Source organism: Arthrobacter crusticola, from assembly GCF_004357995.1.
GTDB classification, from domain to species: Bacteria; Actinomycetota; Actinomycetes; order Actinomycetales; family Micrococcaceae; genus Arthrobacter_D; species Arthrobacter_D crusticola.
Map to the genome: position 1 here is coordinate 104,145 of NZ_SMTK01000002.1, position 18,689 is coordinate 122,833.

The 18,689-nt window shown below is 68.9% G+C and carries 19 protein-coding genes; 12 read left to right on the plus strand and 7 right to left on the minus strand.

Translation table 11 applies throughout. From position 1 onward, the window contains the following. The first annotated feature begins 28 nt into the window (after nt 1–28). Nucleotides 29–1,039 (plus strand): hypothetical protein, encoded by a 1,011-nt coding sequence (locus E2F48_RS04500; RefSeq protein ID WP_221411624.1) that lies wholly within the window; start codon nt 29–31, stop codon nt 1,037–1,039. A gap of 144 nt (nt 1,040–1,183) precedes the next feature. After that, nucleotides 1,184–1,831: a hypothetical protein gene (locus E2F48_RS04505; protein ID WP_133402826.1), complete on the plus strand. Its 648-nt coding sequence runs from the start codon at nt 1,184–1,186 to the stop codon at nt 1,829–1,831. A 45-nt stretch (nt 1,832–1,876) separates the two neighbouring features. Here E2F48_RS04505 and E2F48_RS04510 read toward each other — a convergent pair whose 3' ends face one another. The 4 genes from E2F48_RS04510 to E2F48_RS04525 form a co-directional block, all read right to left on the minus strand. After that, nucleotides 1,877–2,314, minus strand: coding sequence for an arsenate-mycothiol transferase ArsC (locus E2F48_RS04510; protein ID WP_133402827.1), 438 nt, complete (start codon nt 2,312–2,314; stop codon nt 1,877–1,879). Between the two features lie 96 nt (nt 2,315–2,410). Then, a complete protein-coding gene (locus tag E2F48_RS04515; RefSeq protein ID WP_133402828.1) occupies nt 2,411–3,442 on the minus strand; it encodes an LLM class flavin-dependent oxidoreductase in 1,032 nt (343 codons plus the stop codon). A gap of 122 nt (nt 3,443–3,564) precedes the next feature. Then, nucleotides 3,565–3,774 (minus strand): dodecin, encoded by a 210-nt coding sequence (locus tag E2F48_RS04520; RefSeq protein WP_133402829.1) that lies wholly within the window; start codon nt 3,772–3,774, stop codon nt 3,565–3,567. A gap of 171 nt (nt 3,775–3,945) precedes the next feature. Continuing rightward, the gene (locus tag E2F48_RS04525) at nt 3,946–4,653 is read right to left on the minus strand and encodes a transglycosylase family protein (protein ID WP_133402830.1); all 708 of its coding nucleotides are present in this window, start codon (nt 4,651–4,653) and stop codon (nt 3,946–3,948) included. 457 nt (nt 4,654–5,110) lie between these two features. Here E2F48_RS04525 and E2F48_RS04530 point away from each other — a divergent pair, with 457 nt between their 5' ends. Beyond that, complete coding sequence (locus E2F48_RS04530; protein ID WP_133402831.1) at nt 5,111–5,581, plus strand: acyl-CoA thioesterase; 471 nt, start codon at nt 5,111–5,113, stop codon at nt 5,579–5,581. A gap of 420 nt (nt 5,582–6,001) precedes the next feature. Here E2F48_RS04530 and fdhA read toward each other — a convergent pair whose 3' ends face one another. Then, on the minus strand, nt 6,002–7,219 hold the full coding sequence (gene fdhA, locus E2F48_RS04535) for a formaldehyde dehydrogenase, glutathione-independent (protein ID WP_133402832.1): 1,218 nt from the start codon (nt 7,217–7,219) through the stop codon (nt 6,002–6,004). Between the two features lie 169 nt (nt 7,220–7,388). Here fdhA and E2F48_RS04540 point away from each other — a divergent pair, with 169 nt between their 5' ends. Beyond that, nucleotides 7,389–8,147: an SDR family NAD(P)-dependent oxidoreductase gene (locus E2F48_RS04540; protein WP_133402833.1), complete on the plus strand. Its 759-nt coding sequence runs from the start codon at nt 7,389–7,391 to the stop codon at nt 8,145–8,147. Between the two features lie 140 nt (nt 8,148–8,287). Here the strand turns inward: E2F48_RS04540 and E2F48_RS04545 are convergent, their stop codons facing one another. After that, entirely contained in the window at nt 8,288–8,533 is a 246-nt protein-coding gene (locus E2F48_RS04545; protein WP_133402834.1) for a hypothetical protein, read from the minus strand. 56 nt (nt 8,534–8,589) lie between these two features. Then, nucleotides 8,590–9,066: a very short patch repair endonuclease gene (locus tag E2F48_RS04550; protein WP_133402835.1), complete on the minus strand. Its 477-nt coding sequence runs from the start codon at nt 9,064–9,066 to the stop codon at nt 8,590–8,592. A gap of 107 nt (nt 9,067–9,173) precedes the next feature. On the opposite strand from E2F48_RS04550, the gene E2F48_RS04555 reads away from it, so the two are divergent. The 8 genes from E2F48_RS04555 (at nt 9,174) to E2F48_RS04590 (ending at nt 18,427) form a co-directional block, all read left to right on the plus strand. After that, entirely contained in the window at nt 9,174–9,437 is a 264-nt protein-coding gene (locus E2F48_RS04555) for a YegP family protein (protein WP_133402836.1), read from the plus strand. Between the two features lie 269 nt (nt 9,438–9,706). Next, nucleotides 9,707–12,562 (plus strand): aconitate hydratase, encoded by a 2,856-nt coding sequence (locus E2F48_RS04560; RefSeq protein WP_133402837.1) that lies wholly within the window; start codon nt 9,707–9,709, stop codon nt 12,560–12,562. A 27-nt stretch (nt 12,563–12,589) separates the two neighbouring features. Next, nucleotides 12,590–13,237 carry a GntR family transcriptional regulator gene (locus E2F48_RS04565; RefSeq protein WP_165968687.1) on the plus strand — a complete coding sequence of 216 codons (648 nt, stop codon included), beginning with the start codon at nt 12,590–12,592 and terminating at the stop codon, nt 13,235–13,237. Beyond that, nucleotides 13,237–14,265 carry a nucleoside hydrolase gene (locus E2F48_RS04570; protein WP_133402839.1) on the plus strand — a complete coding sequence of 343 codons (1,029 nt, stop codon included), beginning with the start codon at nt 13,237–13,239 and terminating at the stop codon, nt 14,263–14,265. Before E2F48_RS04565 ends, E2F48_RS04570 begins: the two co-directional genes overlap by 1 nt. 106 nt (nt 14,266–14,371) lie before the next feature. Then, the gene (locus E2F48_RS04575) at nt 14,372–15,184 is read left to right on the plus strand and encodes an ECF transporter S component (RefSeq protein ID WP_133402840.1); all 813 of its coding nucleotides are present in this window, start codon (nt 14,372–14,374) and stop codon (nt 15,182–15,184) included. 4 nt (nt 15,185–15,188) lie between these two features. After that, nucleotides 15,189–15,944 carry an energy-coupling factor transporter transmembrane component T gene (locus tag E2F48_RS04580; RefSeq protein ID WP_165968688.1) on the plus strand — a complete coding sequence of 252 codons (756 nt, stop codon included), beginning with the start codon at nt 15,189–15,191 and terminating at the stop codon, nt 15,942–15,944. Beyond that, the gene (locus tag E2F48_RS04585) at nt 15,941–17,464 is read left to right on the plus strand and encodes an ABC transporter ATP-binding protein (protein ID WP_165968689.1); all 1,524 of its coding nucleotides are present in this window, start codon (nt 15,941–15,943) and stop codon (nt 17,462–17,464) included. Before E2F48_RS04580 ends, E2F48_RS04585 begins: the two co-directional genes overlap by 4 nt. 9 nt (nt 17,465–17,473) lie before the next feature. Next, a complete protein-coding gene (locus E2F48_RS04590; RefSeq protein WP_133402843.1) occupies nt 17,474–18,427 on the plus strand; it encodes an alpha/beta fold hydrolase in 954 nt (317 codons plus the stop codon). Nucleotides 18,428–18,689: the final 262 nt, after the last annotated feature.

Genomic DNA, 18,689 nt, shown 5'->3' on the forward strand with positions numbered 1-18,689 from the left:
CATCGCCAACCCCGCCGGAGGCACCCCCATGGCATTCTTCCAGGGCCGCCGCGCCGCGGCCTCCGCCGCACTGCTGGCCGGTTCCCTCCTGCTGGCAGGGTGCGCCGCAACTCCCGGCGCGCCCGCCGGGGCGGGCGGAGGGGAGCCCCCGGCCACCCCCGGAGCACACACATCGCCGTCTCCCGCCCCCGCCGCAACGAGCGCGACGGCGACTCCCTCGCCGTCACCCACGGCGCCCCGGCCGAAGGAACTGCCGCGCGGAGGGACTGAGCTGTTTCCGGCCTACCGCCTCGTGGGCTACAGCGGTCACCCGCTGTCGCCAGGGCTCGGACGGTTGGGGATCGGGAACCTGGACGAGCGCATCACCGAAATGGAGACCCAGGGCGCCGCCTTCGCGGCAGGGCGCAAGGTACTGCCCGTGCTTGAGCTGATCACCGTCGTGGTGCAGGCCGAGCCGGGCCCGGATGGAACCTACCGCACCCACACCCCGGATGAGACCATCCGGCAGTACCTCGAGGCGGCACGCCGCCACGACGGCATCCTGCTGCTGAACATCCAGCCCGGCCGCTCAAGCATGACCGAGGAGGTGAAGCGCCTCGAGAAGTGGCTGAAGGAACCCGACGTCGGCCCTGCCCTGGACCCGGAGTGGGACATCACCGGAGAGCAGCTTCCCGGAGCCGTGTACGGCTCCACGGCGGGACAGGAGATCGAGGCCATCGCCGCGTGGCTGGACGGGCTCGTCGCCCGGGAGGCGCTGCCGCAGAAGGCCCTGGTCTTCCACCAGGTGGCCGTTGGCGTCGTCCCCAACGAAGCCGCTATCACTGAGCACCCCGGGGTGGAGGTGATCAAGAGTGCCGACGGTATCGGCAGCGCCGTCGACAAGACGGAGGCGTATGCCCTGCTCACCGCCGGGCTTCCGGCCAGCATCCGCCCAGGCTTCAAGCTGTTCTTTGAGGAGGACGCTGCGGTCGGACCGCTGATGACCCCGTCGGAGGTCCTCGCCCTGGTCCCGCAGCCGGAGTACATCCTCTACGAGTAGCCGGCCCCGGGCCGGGCTCCTTCGACGCCTCGGCAGTCCCACCCTGCCGGCACCCAGCCGGCAGGGCCCGGGCTCCGAATACCTTCCAGAGCACGGCCGCTCCTCCCGCGGGGGTGGCGGAGGCCCCGACCATGGAAGAGCGCTATGACGATGAGAAAGACCCCGAGGCGGCTCGCTGGAGCCGCGGTCCTCCTGACGGTGCTCCTTGCAGGCTGCGGCGGGACCGAGGAAAATCCACTCGACGTCAATGCCGCCCGGGACGTGTCAACCGGTCCCGTCAAGGGCTCCCCGGCCGGGACGGTCAAGGGTGAAGACCCCCTGAATATCGGGGTGGACGGGGCGAAACTCTGTGGCGTGCAGCCGAAGGACAGCTTCCAGGAATACACGGTCATGCTTCACAACCCGACCCTTGAGGAGTTCACCTTCGGGGAGATCGCCTTGGGTGCTCCCGAGGGGCTGCGGATGATCTCGGCGGAAATCACGCCGGCCAACAAGGAAGGCCACGGCCACCACGGAGCGGAGGTCGACGCCGGCCACTCCGGACACGGGGCCTCAGCGGCGCCGACGACCGAACCGGCGGAACCGAGCACCTTCCTGGTGGAGCCGGTGCCCGCCGCCGGGTACCGCTTCACGCCCGACTCCCACATCAACATCGTCGTGGCGGTGGCACTCGAGGAGGGCGTGGACAACGGCACCGCGGAAAACATCCTCGTGCGGTTCGCCTCATCGGAACGCGACTACGAGGTGGCGCACAAGCTCGAGATCGAGATCGACCGGACGAGCTGCTCCTGACCCGCTGCGCCGATCCCCGCGGGGAAGGTGTGCGGCCTGCCGCTCCTACTGGGCGTCGACGTGGCGACCGGGCAGCAGTTCGGTGATCAGCTGTTGAACCCTTCCCTTGATTTCGTCGCGGATCCGGCGGACCGTCGCCGCGTCGCGGCCCACCGGGTCCTCCACCGGCCAGTCCTCGTGCCGGACATGCGGGAACGTGGTTTCCTGGTCGGCGTACCCCATGGTGACGATGATGTCGGCGTTCATCACCGCCTCCTGCGTGAGCAGCCGGGGCACTTGGGAGGAGATGTCCACCCCCACCTCGGCCATCGCCTCGACCGCCTGGACGTCCACACTGTCCGCAGGGTCGGGACCGCCCGAGCGCACATCCACCCGCCCCTGCGCGAAACGCGTGAGGAACGCGGCTGCCATCTGGGACCGCGCCGAGTTATGTGCGCAGACGAAAAGGACTGAGGGTTTGGGGGTGGCGGTGCTCCCTGTCATCGATACGGCCTTTGCTTGAGCTGATCCGATATATCGAAGTAAACCAGCAGATCCGCCGTTGGCATACCCGCCGGCGCTTAGGTGCCCCGCCTCCGCTTACGCCAGGAGGTCCCGAACCATCGGGATGACCTTCGTCCCGTACAGCTCGACGTTGCGCATCAGCGACTCATGCGTCATCGGGCCGGAGCCGTACTTGAGCGTGAACCGGTCGACGTTCAGCGTCTTCACCGTCTCGGCAATCTTGCGCGCCACCGTGTCGGGTGAGCCAACGTACAGTGAGCCCCCCTCGATCTCGGCGTCAAATTCGGCACGGCTCGCCGGGCCCCAGCCGCGCTCGGCCCCGATCCGGTTCCTCATGATCTCGAAGTTGGGCCACAGCTCCTCGCGGGCCTGCTCGTCGGTGTCGGCGACGTGGCCGGGGGAGTGCATCCCGACCGGCAGGAGGGGCTTACCCAGCTGGGTCAGGGCCCGGTGGTACAGGTCAATGTAGGGCTCGAACCGCGAGGGGTGGCCGCCGATGATCGCAATCATCAGGGGCATGCCGTACTGGGCGGCGCGCACGACTGACTGCGGGCTTCCCCCGACGCCGATCCACGCCTTCAGCTCACCGGACGCCGTGGTGGGAAAGACGCGTTGCTGCGTCAGCTCGGGGCGGGTGCGGCCGCTCCAGGTGACGGGCCTTTCCTTGCGGACCTCAGTGAACAGGTCCAGCTTGTCCTCGAAGAGTTCCTCGTACTTGGTCAGGTCGAATCCGAACAGCGGAAAGGACTCGGTGAAGGAGCCCCGGCCCAGGATCACTTCGGCGCGGCCGTTGGAGGCGGCGTCGAGCGTTGAGAAGCGCTGGTAGACCCGGATCGGGTCATCGGAGCTGAGGACTGTCACCGCGGAGCCCAGCTGGATGTTTTTAGTGCGGCCGGCGATTGTCGCCAGCACCATCTCGGGGGAGGACACTGCGAAGTCGGAGCGGTGGTGCTCTCCGATGCCGAAGAAGTCGACGCCGACCTGATCCGCGAGAACCCCTTCCTCGATGACGTCCCGGATCACCTGGTGGTAGGGCACGGGGTTGCCCTCGGCATCCGCCGTGACGTCTCCGAACGTATCCAGTCCAAGCTCGAGTTCCTTCGCCATGAGTGCTCCTGTAATAGGCTGACGCGGCCCGGGAAGTGCCGCCGGGGACATAACGCCGTCAGCGGCGCCACCATTCCCCGAAGCAGCCCTGAGCACGCCCTGACCAAGGAGGGCGGAGGGGCTCAGTCGTCGAGGCGGAAACCGACCTTCATCGTCACCTGCCAATCGGCGATGGCACCGTCCACAAGGTGCCCGCGGACCTCCTTCACCTCGAACCAGTCGAGGTTGTGAAGTGTCGATGCCGCGCGGGCGATCCCATTTCGCACTGCTGCATCCGAGCCGTCCGGCGAGCTGCCAACGATCTCCGTTACGCGGTAAGTGTGCCCGGCCATGAGTCCTCCTCGACGATGTGGGTGCGCGGCGGCGCCGCGGATGGCCGCAACACTATTACGAGCCGGCACTGCAGTCCAGAGCCCGCCGAGGACCGACCAACCCAAAAACCCCCTGCCTCGACAGAAGGCAGGGGGTTCTAGGGGATGGGCGTACTGCCCGGGCGGTTGTGCTTAGGCGGGAAGCTGAAGCACGTTGCCGGTGAAGATGAGGTCGGCGTGGATGACCGTGTCGGCGTTGGCAGCGAACAGGGCCTGCCAGCCGCCGGCGATGCCGAGCTTGTCGGCGATGGAGCTGAGGGTGTCACCGGACTGGATGGTGTAGGTCTCTCCGCTGAGGGCGGGAGCCTGCACCGCGGGTGCCTGGGCGACGGGTGCCTGGGCGACCGGAGCCGGTGCGACGACGGGTGCCTGGGCGACGGGTGCCTGGGCGACGGGTGCCTGGGCGACCGGAGCCGGTGCGACGACGGGTGCCTGGGCCACGGGAGCCTGCTGGACCTGCAGCGGGGCAGGAGCAGGGACTCCGCCCGTGCTGGCCGCGCTGTTCAGGCCGAGCTTGGCGGAGCAGGCGGGCCATGCGCCCCAGCCCTGACCCTCGAGGACGCGCTCGGCGACCGCGATCTGCTGCTCGCGGCTGGCGCTCTCGGCAGAGCCGGTTCCGCCGTAGGCGGCCCACGTGCTGGGCTGGAACTGAAGTCCACCGGAGAAGCCATTGCCGGTGTTGATGCCCCAGTTGCCACCGCTCTCGCACTGTGCGAGAGCGTCCCAGTCGCTGGCGGGAGCGGCGGTGGCCGCACCGGCGGAAGCGCCGAGGCCAAGGCCGGCAAGGGCAACAGCGGCGAGGCCGCGACGAGCGTTAAGGCTAAGTTTGGAATTCTTCATGAGGATTGATGCTCCCAAAGGCCACCAGTACTCGTTCCGTCCCCGGACGTCTCAGTACCGCTGCTCACCTTGACGATATAGAGGTCATGGTTAGGTAACCGCCGGACGAGCAGCATGTGGTGATGGCGGCACCGGGCATATGCAGCTGCTCAAGTCTCGGCAGCAAATCTCATTCCCCAGGGCGGGGAACCTCCACCACGCTAGGCCATAAATTGATCGTTGCCAAACTGAGATGCAACGGTGATTGACATTTTGGGGACTGTGCAAACTAGCGCTGGCGTTCAGTCAAATTTTCTGTCACACTACCGCCCGGTAACTCCGTTCCGGGGAGGAAAAGCCGCCAATCCGAGGGCACGATGGAGCGTCGGACCCGTGCATGGGGGCAAAAAATGCGTCCGGGGTGAGCTTCATCACTTCGCCCTGCTGAGCGTGCAAGACGATGCTGTAGAACGGAGTCATGGAATCGCCATCCCAGGCCCTCACCTGCCACGTCCCGCTTCGGTGGGGTGACATGGACGCGTACGGCCATATCAACAACGTCCAGGTGCTTCGGATCCTCGAAGAAGCCCGGATTGCCGCCTTCGGGCCACCCGCGGGCACGGGGCTGCCGGGCACGGCGCCGCAGGTCGAGCTCTTTTCCTCACTGGAACCCGGAGTGCAGGCCCTCGTCGTCGAGCACCGGGTCCGCTACACCGCCCCGCTTGACTACCGAAACATCCCCGCCGTCATCGATGTCTGGGTCAGCGGGCTCACCCCCGCCAGCCTCACCCTTTCCTACCTGATCCGCGATCCGGAGAGCCGGACCGTGTGCGCCAAGGCCGAAACCGTGCTCGCGTTCCTGCGCGTCGAGAAGGGGCAGCTGGTGCGCCTTGATGCCGAGCACCGGCGCCTGCTTGAGCCCCACCGCGCCGCGCCCGTCTTCGCCTGAAGCCGCAGCCGGTGGGTGGGCACACTCCCTGCCCCCGCCGCACAATATTTCCTGACGCACCATCGGCTGCAGGATGATGATTTCGCCCGAAGCGAACGACCTGCCCGGATGGAGGGCAGTGTCCCGCAACTGGCTGTTCTATCCACCGGCCACCCTGTGGCCGCAACCAGAGGTGGCTACCCGGAGAACTGCCGCTGCCTCGACGGTTACCAGCGCGTCGGCATCCTCGTGGTGAAGGAGGGGCTCGCCACCTTGTAGGACGTGGGCTGGAAAGAACGGCCCCTCTCGCCGGCCACAGGCCGGCGGGAAGGGCCGCTGTCCGCCCCAGGGCGGTTGATGGCAGCCGTTCCGGCCGGCGCAGCGCCGGCCGGAACGGTACATGCCAGGGCCATCGCGTGAGCGAAAGCCCGGTACAGCGGATCAGGCCGCGATATACCCGTTGGGGTTGAGCACGTACTTCGTGGCGGCGCCGGCGTCGAACTCCTGGTAGCCCTGAGGGGCCTCATCCAGTCCGATCGGCTTGGCGTTGACGGCCTTGGCAATCTGGACCTTGTCGTGCAGGATCGCCATCATGAGCCGCCGGTTGTACTTCATGACCGGGCACTGCCCGGTGGTGAAGGACAGCGACTTGGCCCACCCGGTGCCGAGGCTCAGGGAGAGCGAGCCGACCTTGGCCGCCTCGTCGATGCCGCCCGGGTCGCCCGTGACATAGAGCCCCGGGATGCCGAGTGCGCCGCCGGCGGCGGTGATCTGCATCAGCGAGTTAAGCACCGTCGCCGGTGCCTCACCGGCGTCCTTCGAGCCGTGGGCGCGCGCCTCGAAACCGACCGCGTCGACGCCGCAGTCGACCTCGGGCACACCGAGCAGCTGCTCGATCTGATCCCGGGGATCGCCCTTCGAAACATCGACGGTCTCAACACCGAAGCTGCGGGCCTGCGCCAGCCGGTCCTCATTGAGGTCGCCGACAATCACGACGGCGGCACCGAGCAGTTGCGCGCTCGCCGCCGCGGCAAGCCCGACCGGCCCCGCCCCCGCGATGTACACGGTGGATCCCACTGTTACCCCGGCGGTGACCGCGCCGTGGAAGCCGGTGGGGAAGATATCCGACAGCATGGTGAGGTCGAGGATCTTCTCCAGGGCCTGGTCGCGGTCCGGGAACTTCAGCAGGTTCCAGTCCGCGTACGGCACCAGCACGTACTCGGCCTGGCCGCCGACCCAGCCACCCATGTCGACATACCCATAGGCACTGCCGGGCCGGTCCGGGTTGACGTTCAGACAGATGCCGGTCTTGCCCTCCTTGCAGTTCCGACACCGCCCGCACGCGATATTGAACGGCACCGAGACGATGTCGCCCTGCTTGATGAATTCGACGTCCCGGCCAACCTCAATAACCTCGCCGGTGATCTCGTGACCCAGGACGAGGTCGACCGGTGCGGTGGTGCGGCCCCTAACCATGTGCTGGTCGGAACCGCAGATATTCGTCGCCACCGTCTTAAGGATGACGCCGTGGTGAACCGCCCTGCCGACATTGGCAGGGTTGACCCCCGGCCCGTCCTTCAACTCAAAGGTGGGGTATTCGGTATCGATCACTTCGACCTTGCCGGGCCCTTTGTAAGCGACAGCCCTGTTCGTGGTCATGGTTTTCCCTTTCCCTTGACAGTTGACCCGATCACCAATGACCGGGCCATTCCCGCTGGAACCTGCCTCTCAGCCTGTCCAATCCGTCGTTGGCCGGGGGGCTGGCCCCGCATCAAACTAACGGGGTGAAGGTTGCATCAGCGTTGCAGGAAAGGGCACAGTAAGCCCCATGACTCAGACCGCTATGATCACCGGCGCGACCGCCGGCCTGGGCGCCGAATTCGCCCGCTCGCTGGCCGCCCGCGGCTCCAATCTGGTGCTCGTTGCCCGCGACGCCGAACGCCTCGAAGATGTCGCCCGCCGCCTGCGGCGGGCGCATGGCGTGACCGTGGAGGTCCTGCCGGCCGACCTGCTCGAGGACGGCGGACTCGACCGGGTGACGGCTAGGCTCACGGGGGATGCCGTACCCATCACCACCCTCATCAACAATGCGGGATACGGTCTGCGCCAGGCGTTCGCCGAGAACTCCTTCGAGGAGGAGCGGCGTCACCTCCGGATCCACATCGAGGTTCCGTTGGCCCTGACCCATGCGGTGCTCGGCGGTATGCGCAAGCGGGGAAGCGGGCACATCATCAATGTGGCGAGCGTCGCCGGCTTCGTTCCGCGGGGCACCTACGGTGCGGCGAAGGCCGCAATGATCAGCTTCAGCCGGTGGGCCAATCTTGCCTACGGCAGGGAGGGCATCACCGTGACGGCTTTGTGCCCGGGCTTTGTCCATACTGAGTTCCACGACCGGATGGGCCTCGATAAGTCAACAGTTCCGGCCTGGATGTGGCTCAACGCCGAGCAGGTCATCGCCGAAGGACTCCGCGATGCCGCGGCGGGCAAGGCTGTGTCGATACCCAGCGTGAAGTACAAGGCGCTCGCCGGCATCGCCCGCACTCTGCCGTCACGCCTGGTGGCGGGTCTCGCCAGCCGGGGCCGCTGAGAACAGCGCCGGCCTCACCGCCAGGGCCGCTGTGGGCAGCGCCGGCCTCACCGCCAGGGCCGCTGTGGGCAGCGCCGGCCTCACCGCCAGGGCCGCTGTGGGCAGCGCCGGCGCGCCCCGCTGCGCCCTGTGGGGCGGGCTCAGCCTTCGCTGTCCCACATGTCGACGTCGGCTGCGGCCGCGTCTTCAGGACGGCGGTCCGCAGCGGGGTCCCCGGATCCTGGACCGCCGGTGAAGCTCGCGGGCACCATACCGCCGGCGGAATTCCCCTGCTGCTCCCGGATGTTGGCTCCGGGGCCGCCGGTGGCGCCGGTTCCGGCCTCCGGCTCAAGGACGTTCTTCCGCCGATCGCCAGTCGGCTCCTGGGTGCCGTTGGAATCCGTCATGGGTGTCCTCCTGTTGAGTGCCCCGGCCGCTGCTGCGCCGTTGTCCTCCGGCCAGCCTACGCGGGGTTCGGCGGGCCGGGTTCGGCCGGGCCGGAGGGAGCGCCCGGCGGGGCTCCGAGGAATGCCCTCAGCTGTTCCTCCAGGGCCGACGGGGATTCTTTGAGCCGGCATTCCCAGGCAATGAAAATGTCCCAGCCCTGGGCGCGCAGCGCCTCCTGCTGGCGTTGATCCCGCAGGCGGGTGCGCTCCCGCTTGTCGGCCCAGAACTCGGAATTGGTTGACGGGGCGCGCTGGCCGGCGCGGCAGGAGTGGGAATGCCAAAAACAGCCATTGACAAAAACCACTTTGCGCCGCCCGGCGAAGACCAGATCCGGGCGGCCGGGAAGTAGGCCTCCCGCGGTGGCCCCATGGAGGCGGTAGCGGTACCCGGCGCGGTGCAGCAGGCGGCGGACCACAAGCTCGGGCTGGGTGTTCTTGCCCCGGATCCGGGACATGTTGCGGCTGCGCTGTTCGCGGCTAACGGTGTCGGCCATCCTCCGATCGTAGGGCGCCACCACCCGATGAGCCAGGAAGCCCTAAGTGTGCTTATGATTGATCACCGCTAGGTGGAAAATTAAGCCCCTTACAAGGAGGTAAGACAATGGCTGGTTACTTCAAACTGGTCGACGCTCACGACGGTGGATTCCGGGTAAAACTGACGGCCCCCGACGGCTCCCTCGTCGCCGTTTCAACCTTCTTCGCCACCAAGCAGGAGGCGATTTCCGGAATCGAACTGATCCGCGAGATCGCTGGAACCGGGCCCATCGTGGATCACAGCCGGGACGAGGAACTCGTCCAGGAGGACTTCCTGCGAAGTGCAACCGCCGAACTGGCGGCCGATGCCGGTGAAATCCGCCGCGCCTGACCTCTTTCTGCCCCCCGGTGAACTCCCGACACCCTCCCGCGAGTTCTTCGCCCGGGACCAGAGCCTTTTTCCGGCTCCCCCCCTTCGCGGTCTCCCGCCGAGGAATCTCCGACGTGCTGCGCCCGGCTCAGACCCCGCCCGCAACGGCCGGACCCCGCCGGCGTTCCTCGACGGCGCGCAGGTGTGTACGTATGTATACATTCCCGCGGTCCGAAAGATAGACTGGGCCGCATACTAACTTTCACGCAATGCAATAAGGAGCGATGGTCATGACTGCCGCGGATTCATTTGGTTCAAAGGGCGTTCTCGATGTCGCCGGTACGTCGTATGAGATTTTCCGGTTGGGGGCGGTGGAGGGGGCCCAGAAGCTGCCGTTCAGCCTGAAGGTGTTGTTGGAGAATCTTCTGCGGACCGAGGACGGGGCCAATATCACCGCCGATCATGTCCGGGCCCTGGCCGGGTGGAATCCGGAGGCCGAGCCGGATACGGAGATCCAGTTCACTCCGGCGAGGGTGATCATGCAGGACTTCACCGGGGTTCCGTGCGTGGTGGACCTGGCCACGATGCGTGAGGCGGTGGCCGAGCTGGGCGGGGATCCGAAGCGGGTGAATCCGCTGGCGCCGGCGGAGATGGTGATCGATCATTCGGTGCAGATCGATGTGTTCGGCAATGCCGGGGCGCTGGAGCGGAACATGGAGATCGAGTACCAGCGCAATGGGGAGCGGTATCAGTTCCTGCGCTGGGGCCAGACGGCGTTCGATGATTTCAAGGTGGTGCCCCCGGGGATGGGCATTGTGCACCAGGTGAACCTTGAGTACCTGGCCCGCACGGTGATGACCCGCGAGGTGACCGGGGCCGACGGGCAGAAGGTGGTGCGGGCGTATCCGGATACCTGTGTGGGCACCGATTCGCACACCACCATGGTCAACGGGCTCGGGGTGCTGGGCTGGGGGGTCGGCGGGATCGAGGCCGAGGCGGCGATGCTGGGCCAGCCGGTGTCGATGCTGATTCCGCGGGTGGTGGGGTTCCGGCTGTCGGGCTCGATTCCGGCCGGGGCCACGGCCACCGATGTGGTGCTGACCATCACCGAGATGCTGCGCCGGCACGGGGTGGTGGGGAAGTTCGTGGAGTTCTACGGTGAGGGTGTGGCCGAGGTGCCCCTGGCGAACCGGGCCACGATCGGGAATATGAGCCCGGAGTTCGGTTCGACCGCGGCGATGTTCCCCATCGATGAGGTGACCCTTGAGTATCTGCGCCTGACCGGGCGCCCGGCGGAGAACGTGGCCCTGGTGGAGGCCTACGCCAAGGAACAGGGCCTGTGGCACGACCCGTCCACGGAGATCCGCTTCTCCGAATACCTCGAGCTGGACCTGTCCACCGTGGTGCCCTCCATCGCCGGACCCAAACGCCCCCAGGACCGCGTCGCCCTGACCGAATCCAAGAACCAGTTCCGTGAAGACCTGGCCCACTACTCGGACGACCCGCACCTGGCGGAATCCCCGGCGGGAACCGTCGATGAGGCCTCCGAGCTCAGCTTCCCGGCCTCCGACGCCCCCAGCTACAGCGCGGACGGCCACACGCATGTCGACGAAAACGCCAAGCCGCGGGAAACCGTCTCGGCGCACGCAAGCCAGGAGACACGGCCTTCGAAGAAGGTCAGCGTCAGCATGAAGGACGGGCGCGAGTTCGAACTCGACCACGGTGCAGTCAGCATCGCGTCGATCACCTCCTGCACCAACACCTCAAACCCCTCGGTCATGCTCGCGGCCGCCGTACTGGCACGCAACGCAGTGGAGAAAGGCCTGAGCTCCAAGCCGTGGGTGAAGACCTCCGTCGCCCCGGGCTCCAAGGTCGTCACCGACTACTACGAGAAGTCAGGCCTCATTCCCTACCTCGAGAAGCTCGGCTTCTTCATCGTCGGGTACGGCTGCGCCACCTGCATCGGCAACTCCGGGCCGCTCGAGGACGAGATCTCCAAGGCCATCCAGGACAACGACCTCGCCGTGACGGCAGTGCTCTCGGGCAACCGGAACTTCGAGGGCCGGATCAACCCGGACGTGAAGATGAACTACCTGGCCTCCCCGCCACTGGTGGTCGCCTACGCCCTGGCCGGCACCATGGACTTCGACTTCGACAACCAGCCCCTGGGCCAGGACAGCGACGGCAACGACGTCTTCCTCAAGGACATCTGGCCCAACCCCGTCGAGGTGCAGTCCGTCATCGACTCCTCGATCAATGAGGAGATGTTCACGTCGAGCTACGGGTCGATCTTCGAGGGCGACGAGCGCTGGCAGTCCCTGCCGACTCCCGCCGGCGCCACCTTCGCCTGGGACCCCGAGTCCACTTACGTACGGAAGCCGCCATACTTCGAGGGCATGACCCTTGAGGCCGAGCCGGTCTCCGACATCGATGGCGCCCGCGTCCTGCTCAAGCTCGGCGATTCGGTCACCACCGACCACATCAGCCCGGCAGGCTCCTTCAAGTCCGACACCCCGGCCGGACGCTACCTGCTCGAGCACGGCGTGCAGCGCAAGGACTTCAACTCCTACGGGTCGCGCCGCGGCAACCACGAAGTGATGATCCGCGGCACGTTCGCGAACATCCGCATCAAGAACCAGCTGCTGGACGGCGTCGAGGGCGGCTTCACCCGCGACTTCAGCCAGCCCGGTGCGCCGCAGGCAGCCGTCTACGACGCCGCGGAGAACTACAAGGCGGCCGGGATTCCCCTGGTCGTCCTGGCCGGCAAGGAATACGGCTCCGGTTCTTCCCGTGACTGGGCAGCCAAGGGCACCGCGCTGCTGGGCGTTCGGGCGGTCATCGCCGAGAGCTACGAGCGGATCCACCGCTCCAACCTCATCGGTATGGGCGTGCTCCCGCTCCAGTACCCGCAGGGCGAGAACGCCGAGAGCCTTGGGCTGACCGGTACCGAGACGTTCTCGGTGAGCGGTGTGACCGAGCTGAATGAGGGCCGCACGCCGCGCACCGTCACGGTGACGGCGACCCCCGCCGACGGCGGCAAGCCGGTTTCCTTCGACGCGGTCCTGCGCATCGACACCCCGGGCGAGGCCGACTACTACCGCAACGGGGGCATCCTGCAGTACGTCCTCCGGCAGCTGGTGGGCTGACCCGGCCCCGTGACCGAGTCCACGGACATGTCAGCGAAAGTTGACGGCGAGGCGATCTTCCGGGTCCTCCGGGGGGAGATCCTCGCCGGGGTCCACCCGCCGGGCACCGCCCTGCGCGAAGTGGTCATCTCGGAGCGGTTTGGCGTCTCCCGCACTCCGGTGCGGGAGGCGCTCAGCCGGCTCCAGCACGAGCGGCTCCTCGAGCGTGCGGCGCGTGGGCTTCAGGTGCCCCAGATCGACCCGCAGGAGGTCATCCAGATCTACGACCTGCGGGTGATGCTCGAGGAGGAGGCCGCAGGCCAGGCCGCCTCCGAACGCCGGTCGGCCGATGTGATCCGCCTCGAGGCGCTCGTGGAGCGGGATAAGGCCCTGTCGGACCCGGACGACCAGACCCGGATCAACCTCAACCAGGAGTTCCACGTGGCGCTGTGGGCGGCCTCCCACAACCCCGTGCTCACCGACCTGCTGGCGAGGCTCTCCACGCACCTGATCCACACCCCGCGCTCCACCCTCTCCGTCGGCAACCGCTGGCAGGAGTCGCTGGACGAGCACGAGGCGCTGGTGTGTGCCGTGGCCGACCGCCGGGCGGAGGACGCCCGGCGAATCGCCCGCACCCACATGGAGACGGCCCGCGCCCTGCGGCTTGCACTCCTGCGGACCTCGGCGGCCGGCTAATGGCCCCGACCCGGCTGCTGCTCGACGTCGACACCGGTATCGACGACGCGGTGGCGCTGCTCTACCTGTGTGCCGTGCCCGAGGTCCGCCTCGAAGGCATCACCTGCACCGCCGGAAATGTGGGCGCGGCGCAGGTGGCGGCGAACAACCTCGCCCTCCTCGAACTCGCCGGGCGGAGCGGGGTCGAGGTGGCCATCGGCAGCGAGGTGCCCCTCGTGGTGCCGCTGGTGACGACCGAGGAAACCCACGGGGACCAGGGGGTGGGCTACGCCGTGCTTCCGGCCGCCCGGCAGCAGGTCTCCGACCGCTCCGCGGTGGAGGTATGGGTGGAGGCGGCCCGGGCGAACCCTGGGGAGATCACGGGGCTGATCACCGGGCCGCTGACGAACTTTGCCCTCGCGCTGCGTGCCGAGCCACGGCTCCCGATGCTCCTGAAGGGCCTGGTGATCATGGGCGGGGCGTTCAACTACCCCGGCAATACGACGCCGGTCGCCGAGTGGAACATCCACGTCGATCCGCATGCGGCCAAGGAGGTCTTCGCGGCCTACCGCGGCCTGCCGGCGGACCGGCTGCCGGTGGTGTGCGCCCTCGAGTCGACCGAGCGGATCGAGTGCCGCCCGGAGCACCTCGACCGGCTGTCGCGCTCCGCCGGTGCCGGCGGAGAGCTGCTCAGCCCCGACGACCCTGAAGGGCTGCGCAGCAGCAACCCCAACCGGGTCATCGCCTGCGTCTCGGATGCGCTCCGCTTCTATATGGAGTTCCACCGCCGGTACGACCAGGGCTACCTCGCCCACCTCCACGACCTCTTCGCCGCGATGGTCGCCACCGGGGAGGCGACCGCCACCACCCGGCCCGCGACCGTCGACGTCGAAACGGATTCTCCCCTGACGTTCGGGCAGACCGTCGGTGACTTCGCCGGGTTCTGGAAACAGCCGCCCAACGCCCGGGTGGTGACCGCCAACGAGCCGGAAAAGGTCTTTGGGACGCTCATCGACCGCCTCGCCCGGCTGGCCGCAGACCGGGGCTGACCCGCCCCGGATCCTACGGGTACACTTAGCTACTGCCCGCACCGCCGCGGGCCGCGCCGAGGTGACATGAGGTGCACGCCCCTGCCCCGCGCGCCCGAGGACTGCAATGAGCTCACCCCTGACCCTTCCTGCGACGACGGCCGCGCGCCCCCGAAGTGCCCTGGTCGCCGCCGGAGCCGCCCTGATCGCCGCCACCTACCTGTACCTCGTGTTGGTGCAGCCCGCGGAGATCGCCGAAGGGATCGGTGGAACCTCCTCGCTGATCACCCTGCTCGGCTTCCTGGGCGGCGGCGCCCTGCTGGTGGCGGGGATCCTGCCCTCCCTGAGCACGAGTTCACTGGTCCTGATGCCGCTGGGCATTGCCCTCAATATCGCCATCGGGCAGACAGCGGGCAGCCTCGGGCTGCAGATCTACCTCGATGCCATCGGCACGGTCCTCGTCGCGGTCCTCGCCGGTCCGGCCGCCGGTGCGGCCACCGGGGCGCTGAGCAACGCCATCTGGGGCCTGTTCAACCCGCTGGCCCTGCCCTTCGCGGCCGGAGCCGCCCTCATCGGGCTGCTGGCCGGCACCGCCGCACGGTACGGAATGTTCCGGCGGGTCTACCTGGCGCCGGTTGCAGGGCTCGTCGTCGGTGCCGTCGGCGGACTGGTGGCCGCGCCGGTGGCCGCCTTCATGTTCGGCGCCGCGGGCACGGTGGGCACCAACGCGCTCGTTGCCGCCTTCCGCGCGGTGGGGGACTCCCTGTTGGTCGCCGCAACGAAGCAGGGACTGACCTCCGACACTCTAGACAAGCTCGTCGTCTTCACCCTGGTGGCCCTTCTCGCCTATGCGCTGCCGCGCCGCTCGCGGGCCCAGTTCCCCTTCCTCCGGCGGTACGGGGTCCTCGCCGGGAGGACCGGGTCGGCCACCGGGCGGTAATCCGGTGCCCCGCCGACGCGTCTTCAACCCGCTGACCGAACTCCTCGCCGCGGCGCTGCTGGTGGTGCTGGTCCTGGTGGTCAACACCTGGCAATTCTCACTCGCCGTCCTCGTCGTCGCCGTCCTGCCGGGCGTGCTGCTTTCGGGTAAACCGCGGCAGATCACCCTGGCCATCGCGGTCACTGCCGGTCCGCTGCTGATCTCCTCTTTCTTTCTCCACGGCCTGTTCTTCCCTGAGGGAACCACGGTCCTCGCCGAGTGGGGGCCGGCCCGCGTCACCGCCGAGGGGCTGCAGTTCGCCGCGCTGACCGGGCTGAGGCTCGCCGTTTTCACCGGGGTGCTCCTCACCGCGGCGCTGACCGTAAGCATTCCCGAGCTGGTCTCCACGCTGACCCACCGCCGCTGGAACCGCAGGCTCGTCTTTGTCCTGGGCTCGGCGGTGGGGCTGTTGCCGCACGTCGCCGAACGGGCCCGCCAGATCACCCGGGCGCAACAGGCGCGCGGACTGGTGGTGGGCGGCAGCATCTCCGCCCGGGTGCGGGGGCTCCTGATGGTCAGCGTTCCCCTCGTCACCGGCCTGCTGATCGATGCCGCCGAACGGACCCAGCTGCTCGAAGCGCGGGGGTTCTCCTCCCCGGGACCCCGCACCAACTACCTTCCCGACACCGACACGGCGGGCCAGCGCACCGCCCGGTGGCTGATGGCCGCCGGGGTGCTCGCGTTCGGCTGCGCCTGGTACGCGGTGGGGGCCGGCCGGTGATCCGGCTCGAGTGTTCAACCTTCGCGTACGACGGCGGTCCGGTGGTCCTTTCCGGTGTGGACCTCGCCGTGGAACCCGGAGGCCTGGTGCACGTCGTTGGGCCGTCGGGGTCAGGAAAAACCACCCTCGCCCGCCTGCTGGCAGGGCAGACCGGGGCCGGGAGCGGAGCGCAGTTCCGCGGTGCGCTGACCCTCGGAGGGGACCGGCTCGGGTTCACAGGCGGCCCGGCGGACCCGCGGATCGATCCCGCCGCGTGGAGTTCCACCGTGGCGTATGCGGCGCAGCGGACCGAGGGCCAGCTCTCCATGATGTCGGCCACCGTCGCGGAGGAAATCGCCTTCGGGCCGGCGAACCGGGGGATGCCCACCGGGGAGCTGCGGGCGGCCGTGCAGGCCACCGCCGCCCGGCTCGGGCTGACGGACGTCCTGAACCGGGATCCCCGGCGGCTTTCCGGCGGCCAGCTCCGCCGCACCATCATCGCGGCGGCCGTCGTCGGGAACCCTCGGGTGCTGATCCTCGACGAGCCCTTCCAAGGGCTCGATGCCGGCTCCCGGGCAGAGGTGGCCCGGACGCTCGAGGTCCTGCGCGCCGCGGGCACCGCCCTGGTGATCTGCGCTCCAATGCTCCCCGGTTCGGTCGCGCCGCACTCCCGGGTCCTGGCACTTGCAGGGGGTCGGCCCGTGTTTGACGGCACCTTCGCGCAGGCCCGGACGGCGGGGCTGGAGCGGTACGCCATCGGTACGGAAGGATCGGCCCCGGACCTACGGCGGGCACCTGCCGCCCCGGCGGTACCGCCCAGGCGGCAGGTGCAGGCGGGGACCCCGCTCGCCGAGCTCTCCGGAGTGTCCTTCTCCTACCGCGGGGAGAATTCCCGGCGGCAGGAGAAGGTCCTCCGGGGCGTCGACCTGCGGGTCGACCCGGGTGACATCGTCGGCCTGACGGGCGTGAACGGGTCGGGCAAGTCGACGCTCCTGCAGCATCTTAACGGGCTGCTGAGGGCGTCGTCGGGCACCGTGACCGTCGCGGGCCAGCCACTGGGGCGCCGCACTGCTGTCGGGCGGCTGGCCGGTGCAGTCGGGTACCTGTTCCAGGACACCGACCAGCAGCTTTTTGAACGGACCGTGCTGCGCGAGGTGGCCTACGGGCCCGCAGCGGCCGGTGCCGGCCGGGAGACGGCGCAGGAGCGGGCGCGGACGGCGCTGGCTGCCGTTGGGCTCGGACACACCGCCGGAGAACACCCCTACGAGCTGGGATTCGTTGAGCGCCGGCTGGTGGCGTTTGCCTCCCTGATCGCCTCGGGACCGGCGGTGTGGGTCCTCGACGAGCCGACCGCAGGCCTTGACCAGCGTGGACGGAACCGGGTGGGAGACCTGCTTCTCGACCACGCCGCGGCGGGCGGTGCGGTGGTGCTTGCCACTCATGACGGGGCGTTCGCCGATGCCCTATGCACCCGGATCCTTGAGCTGAAGGACGGCAGGATCTTCTCCGGCGGGGCCCGCCGGGGAGCGGGCGGGGCGTAGGGTTGCCGGATGGAACGCCCCGACGCCCCCTCAGGCCCCAACGCCGGTCCGTCCGGCGCGCCCGCTGACACCGCCGGGAGCGGCAGTCCTGCCGAAGGCAGCGGAGACTCCAGCGACGGCCGACACACCGCCCGCCGCCGCACCGTGGTCGTCGGAACGCCGGGGCAAGGCGCGGAACTGGCGGTCTTCGAATACGGCAGGGAGCCGGGGCCGGGCGTGCCCACCCTGGTGCTGGTCCACGGCTACCCCGACGACCACCGCGTGTTCCTCCCGGTCATCGCCCGGCTGGCTGCGACCCATCACCTCATTGCCGTCGATACCCGCAACGCCGGCCAGTCGGTGGCCGTCTCGGGGGACTACCGGATTTCCGTCCTGGTGGATGACCTCTTCGCGGTGCTCGACGCCGAGGCCGTTCCCGGGGTACACCTCGTCGGCCACGACTGGGGCTCGATCCAGGGTTGGGCGGCGGTGGCCGACCCCCGCTCCGAGGGGAGGATCGCGCGCTTTACGAGCATCTCGGGCCCCGACCTCGGGCACTTCCGCCGCTGGACGCGCAGCCGCCTCCGGACGCCGGGCCGCTGGCCCGAACTCGCCGGGCAGCTGCTGCGCAGTTGGTACATCGGGGCGTTCCAGCTCCCGGTCCTCCCCGAACTGTTCTGGCGGCTGGTGGTCCGCCGGCGCTATGAGCGTTCGACGCGGCGCCGGGTGGGAGCCGATCCGCTCCGGGGCCTCGCCCTGTACCGGGCGCTGCGTTCGCCGTCCGGGCTCGGGCCACGGCTGCCGGCCGTAACGGTGCCGGTCCACGTGGTCGTGCCGGTGAAGGATCCCTTCCTGTCCCCGGCGCTGGTCAAGGGGCTGGGGGAGTGGGTGGAGCACCTGAGGGTGACGAGGGTCGACGCCGGGCACTGGTGGCCGGAGGCCCGGCCCACCGAATTCGCCGACCTGCTCCGCCGGGAGCCGTAGGAGCCACCTGCCGGCCCGGCCACCTGTTCTCCGCCGAACCTGCCGGCCGCCCGGCCTCGCAGATCCTGCCACCTGCCGGCCCGGCCACCTGTTCTCCGCCGAACCTGCCGGCCGCCCGGCCTCGCAGATCCTGCCACCTGCCGGCCCGGCCACCTGTTCTCCGCCGAACCTGCCGACCGCCCGGCCTCGCAGATCCTGCCACCCGCCGGCCCGGCCACGGGCCACCCGCCGCCACCCGCCAGCCGCCCGGCTGCTCGCCCGG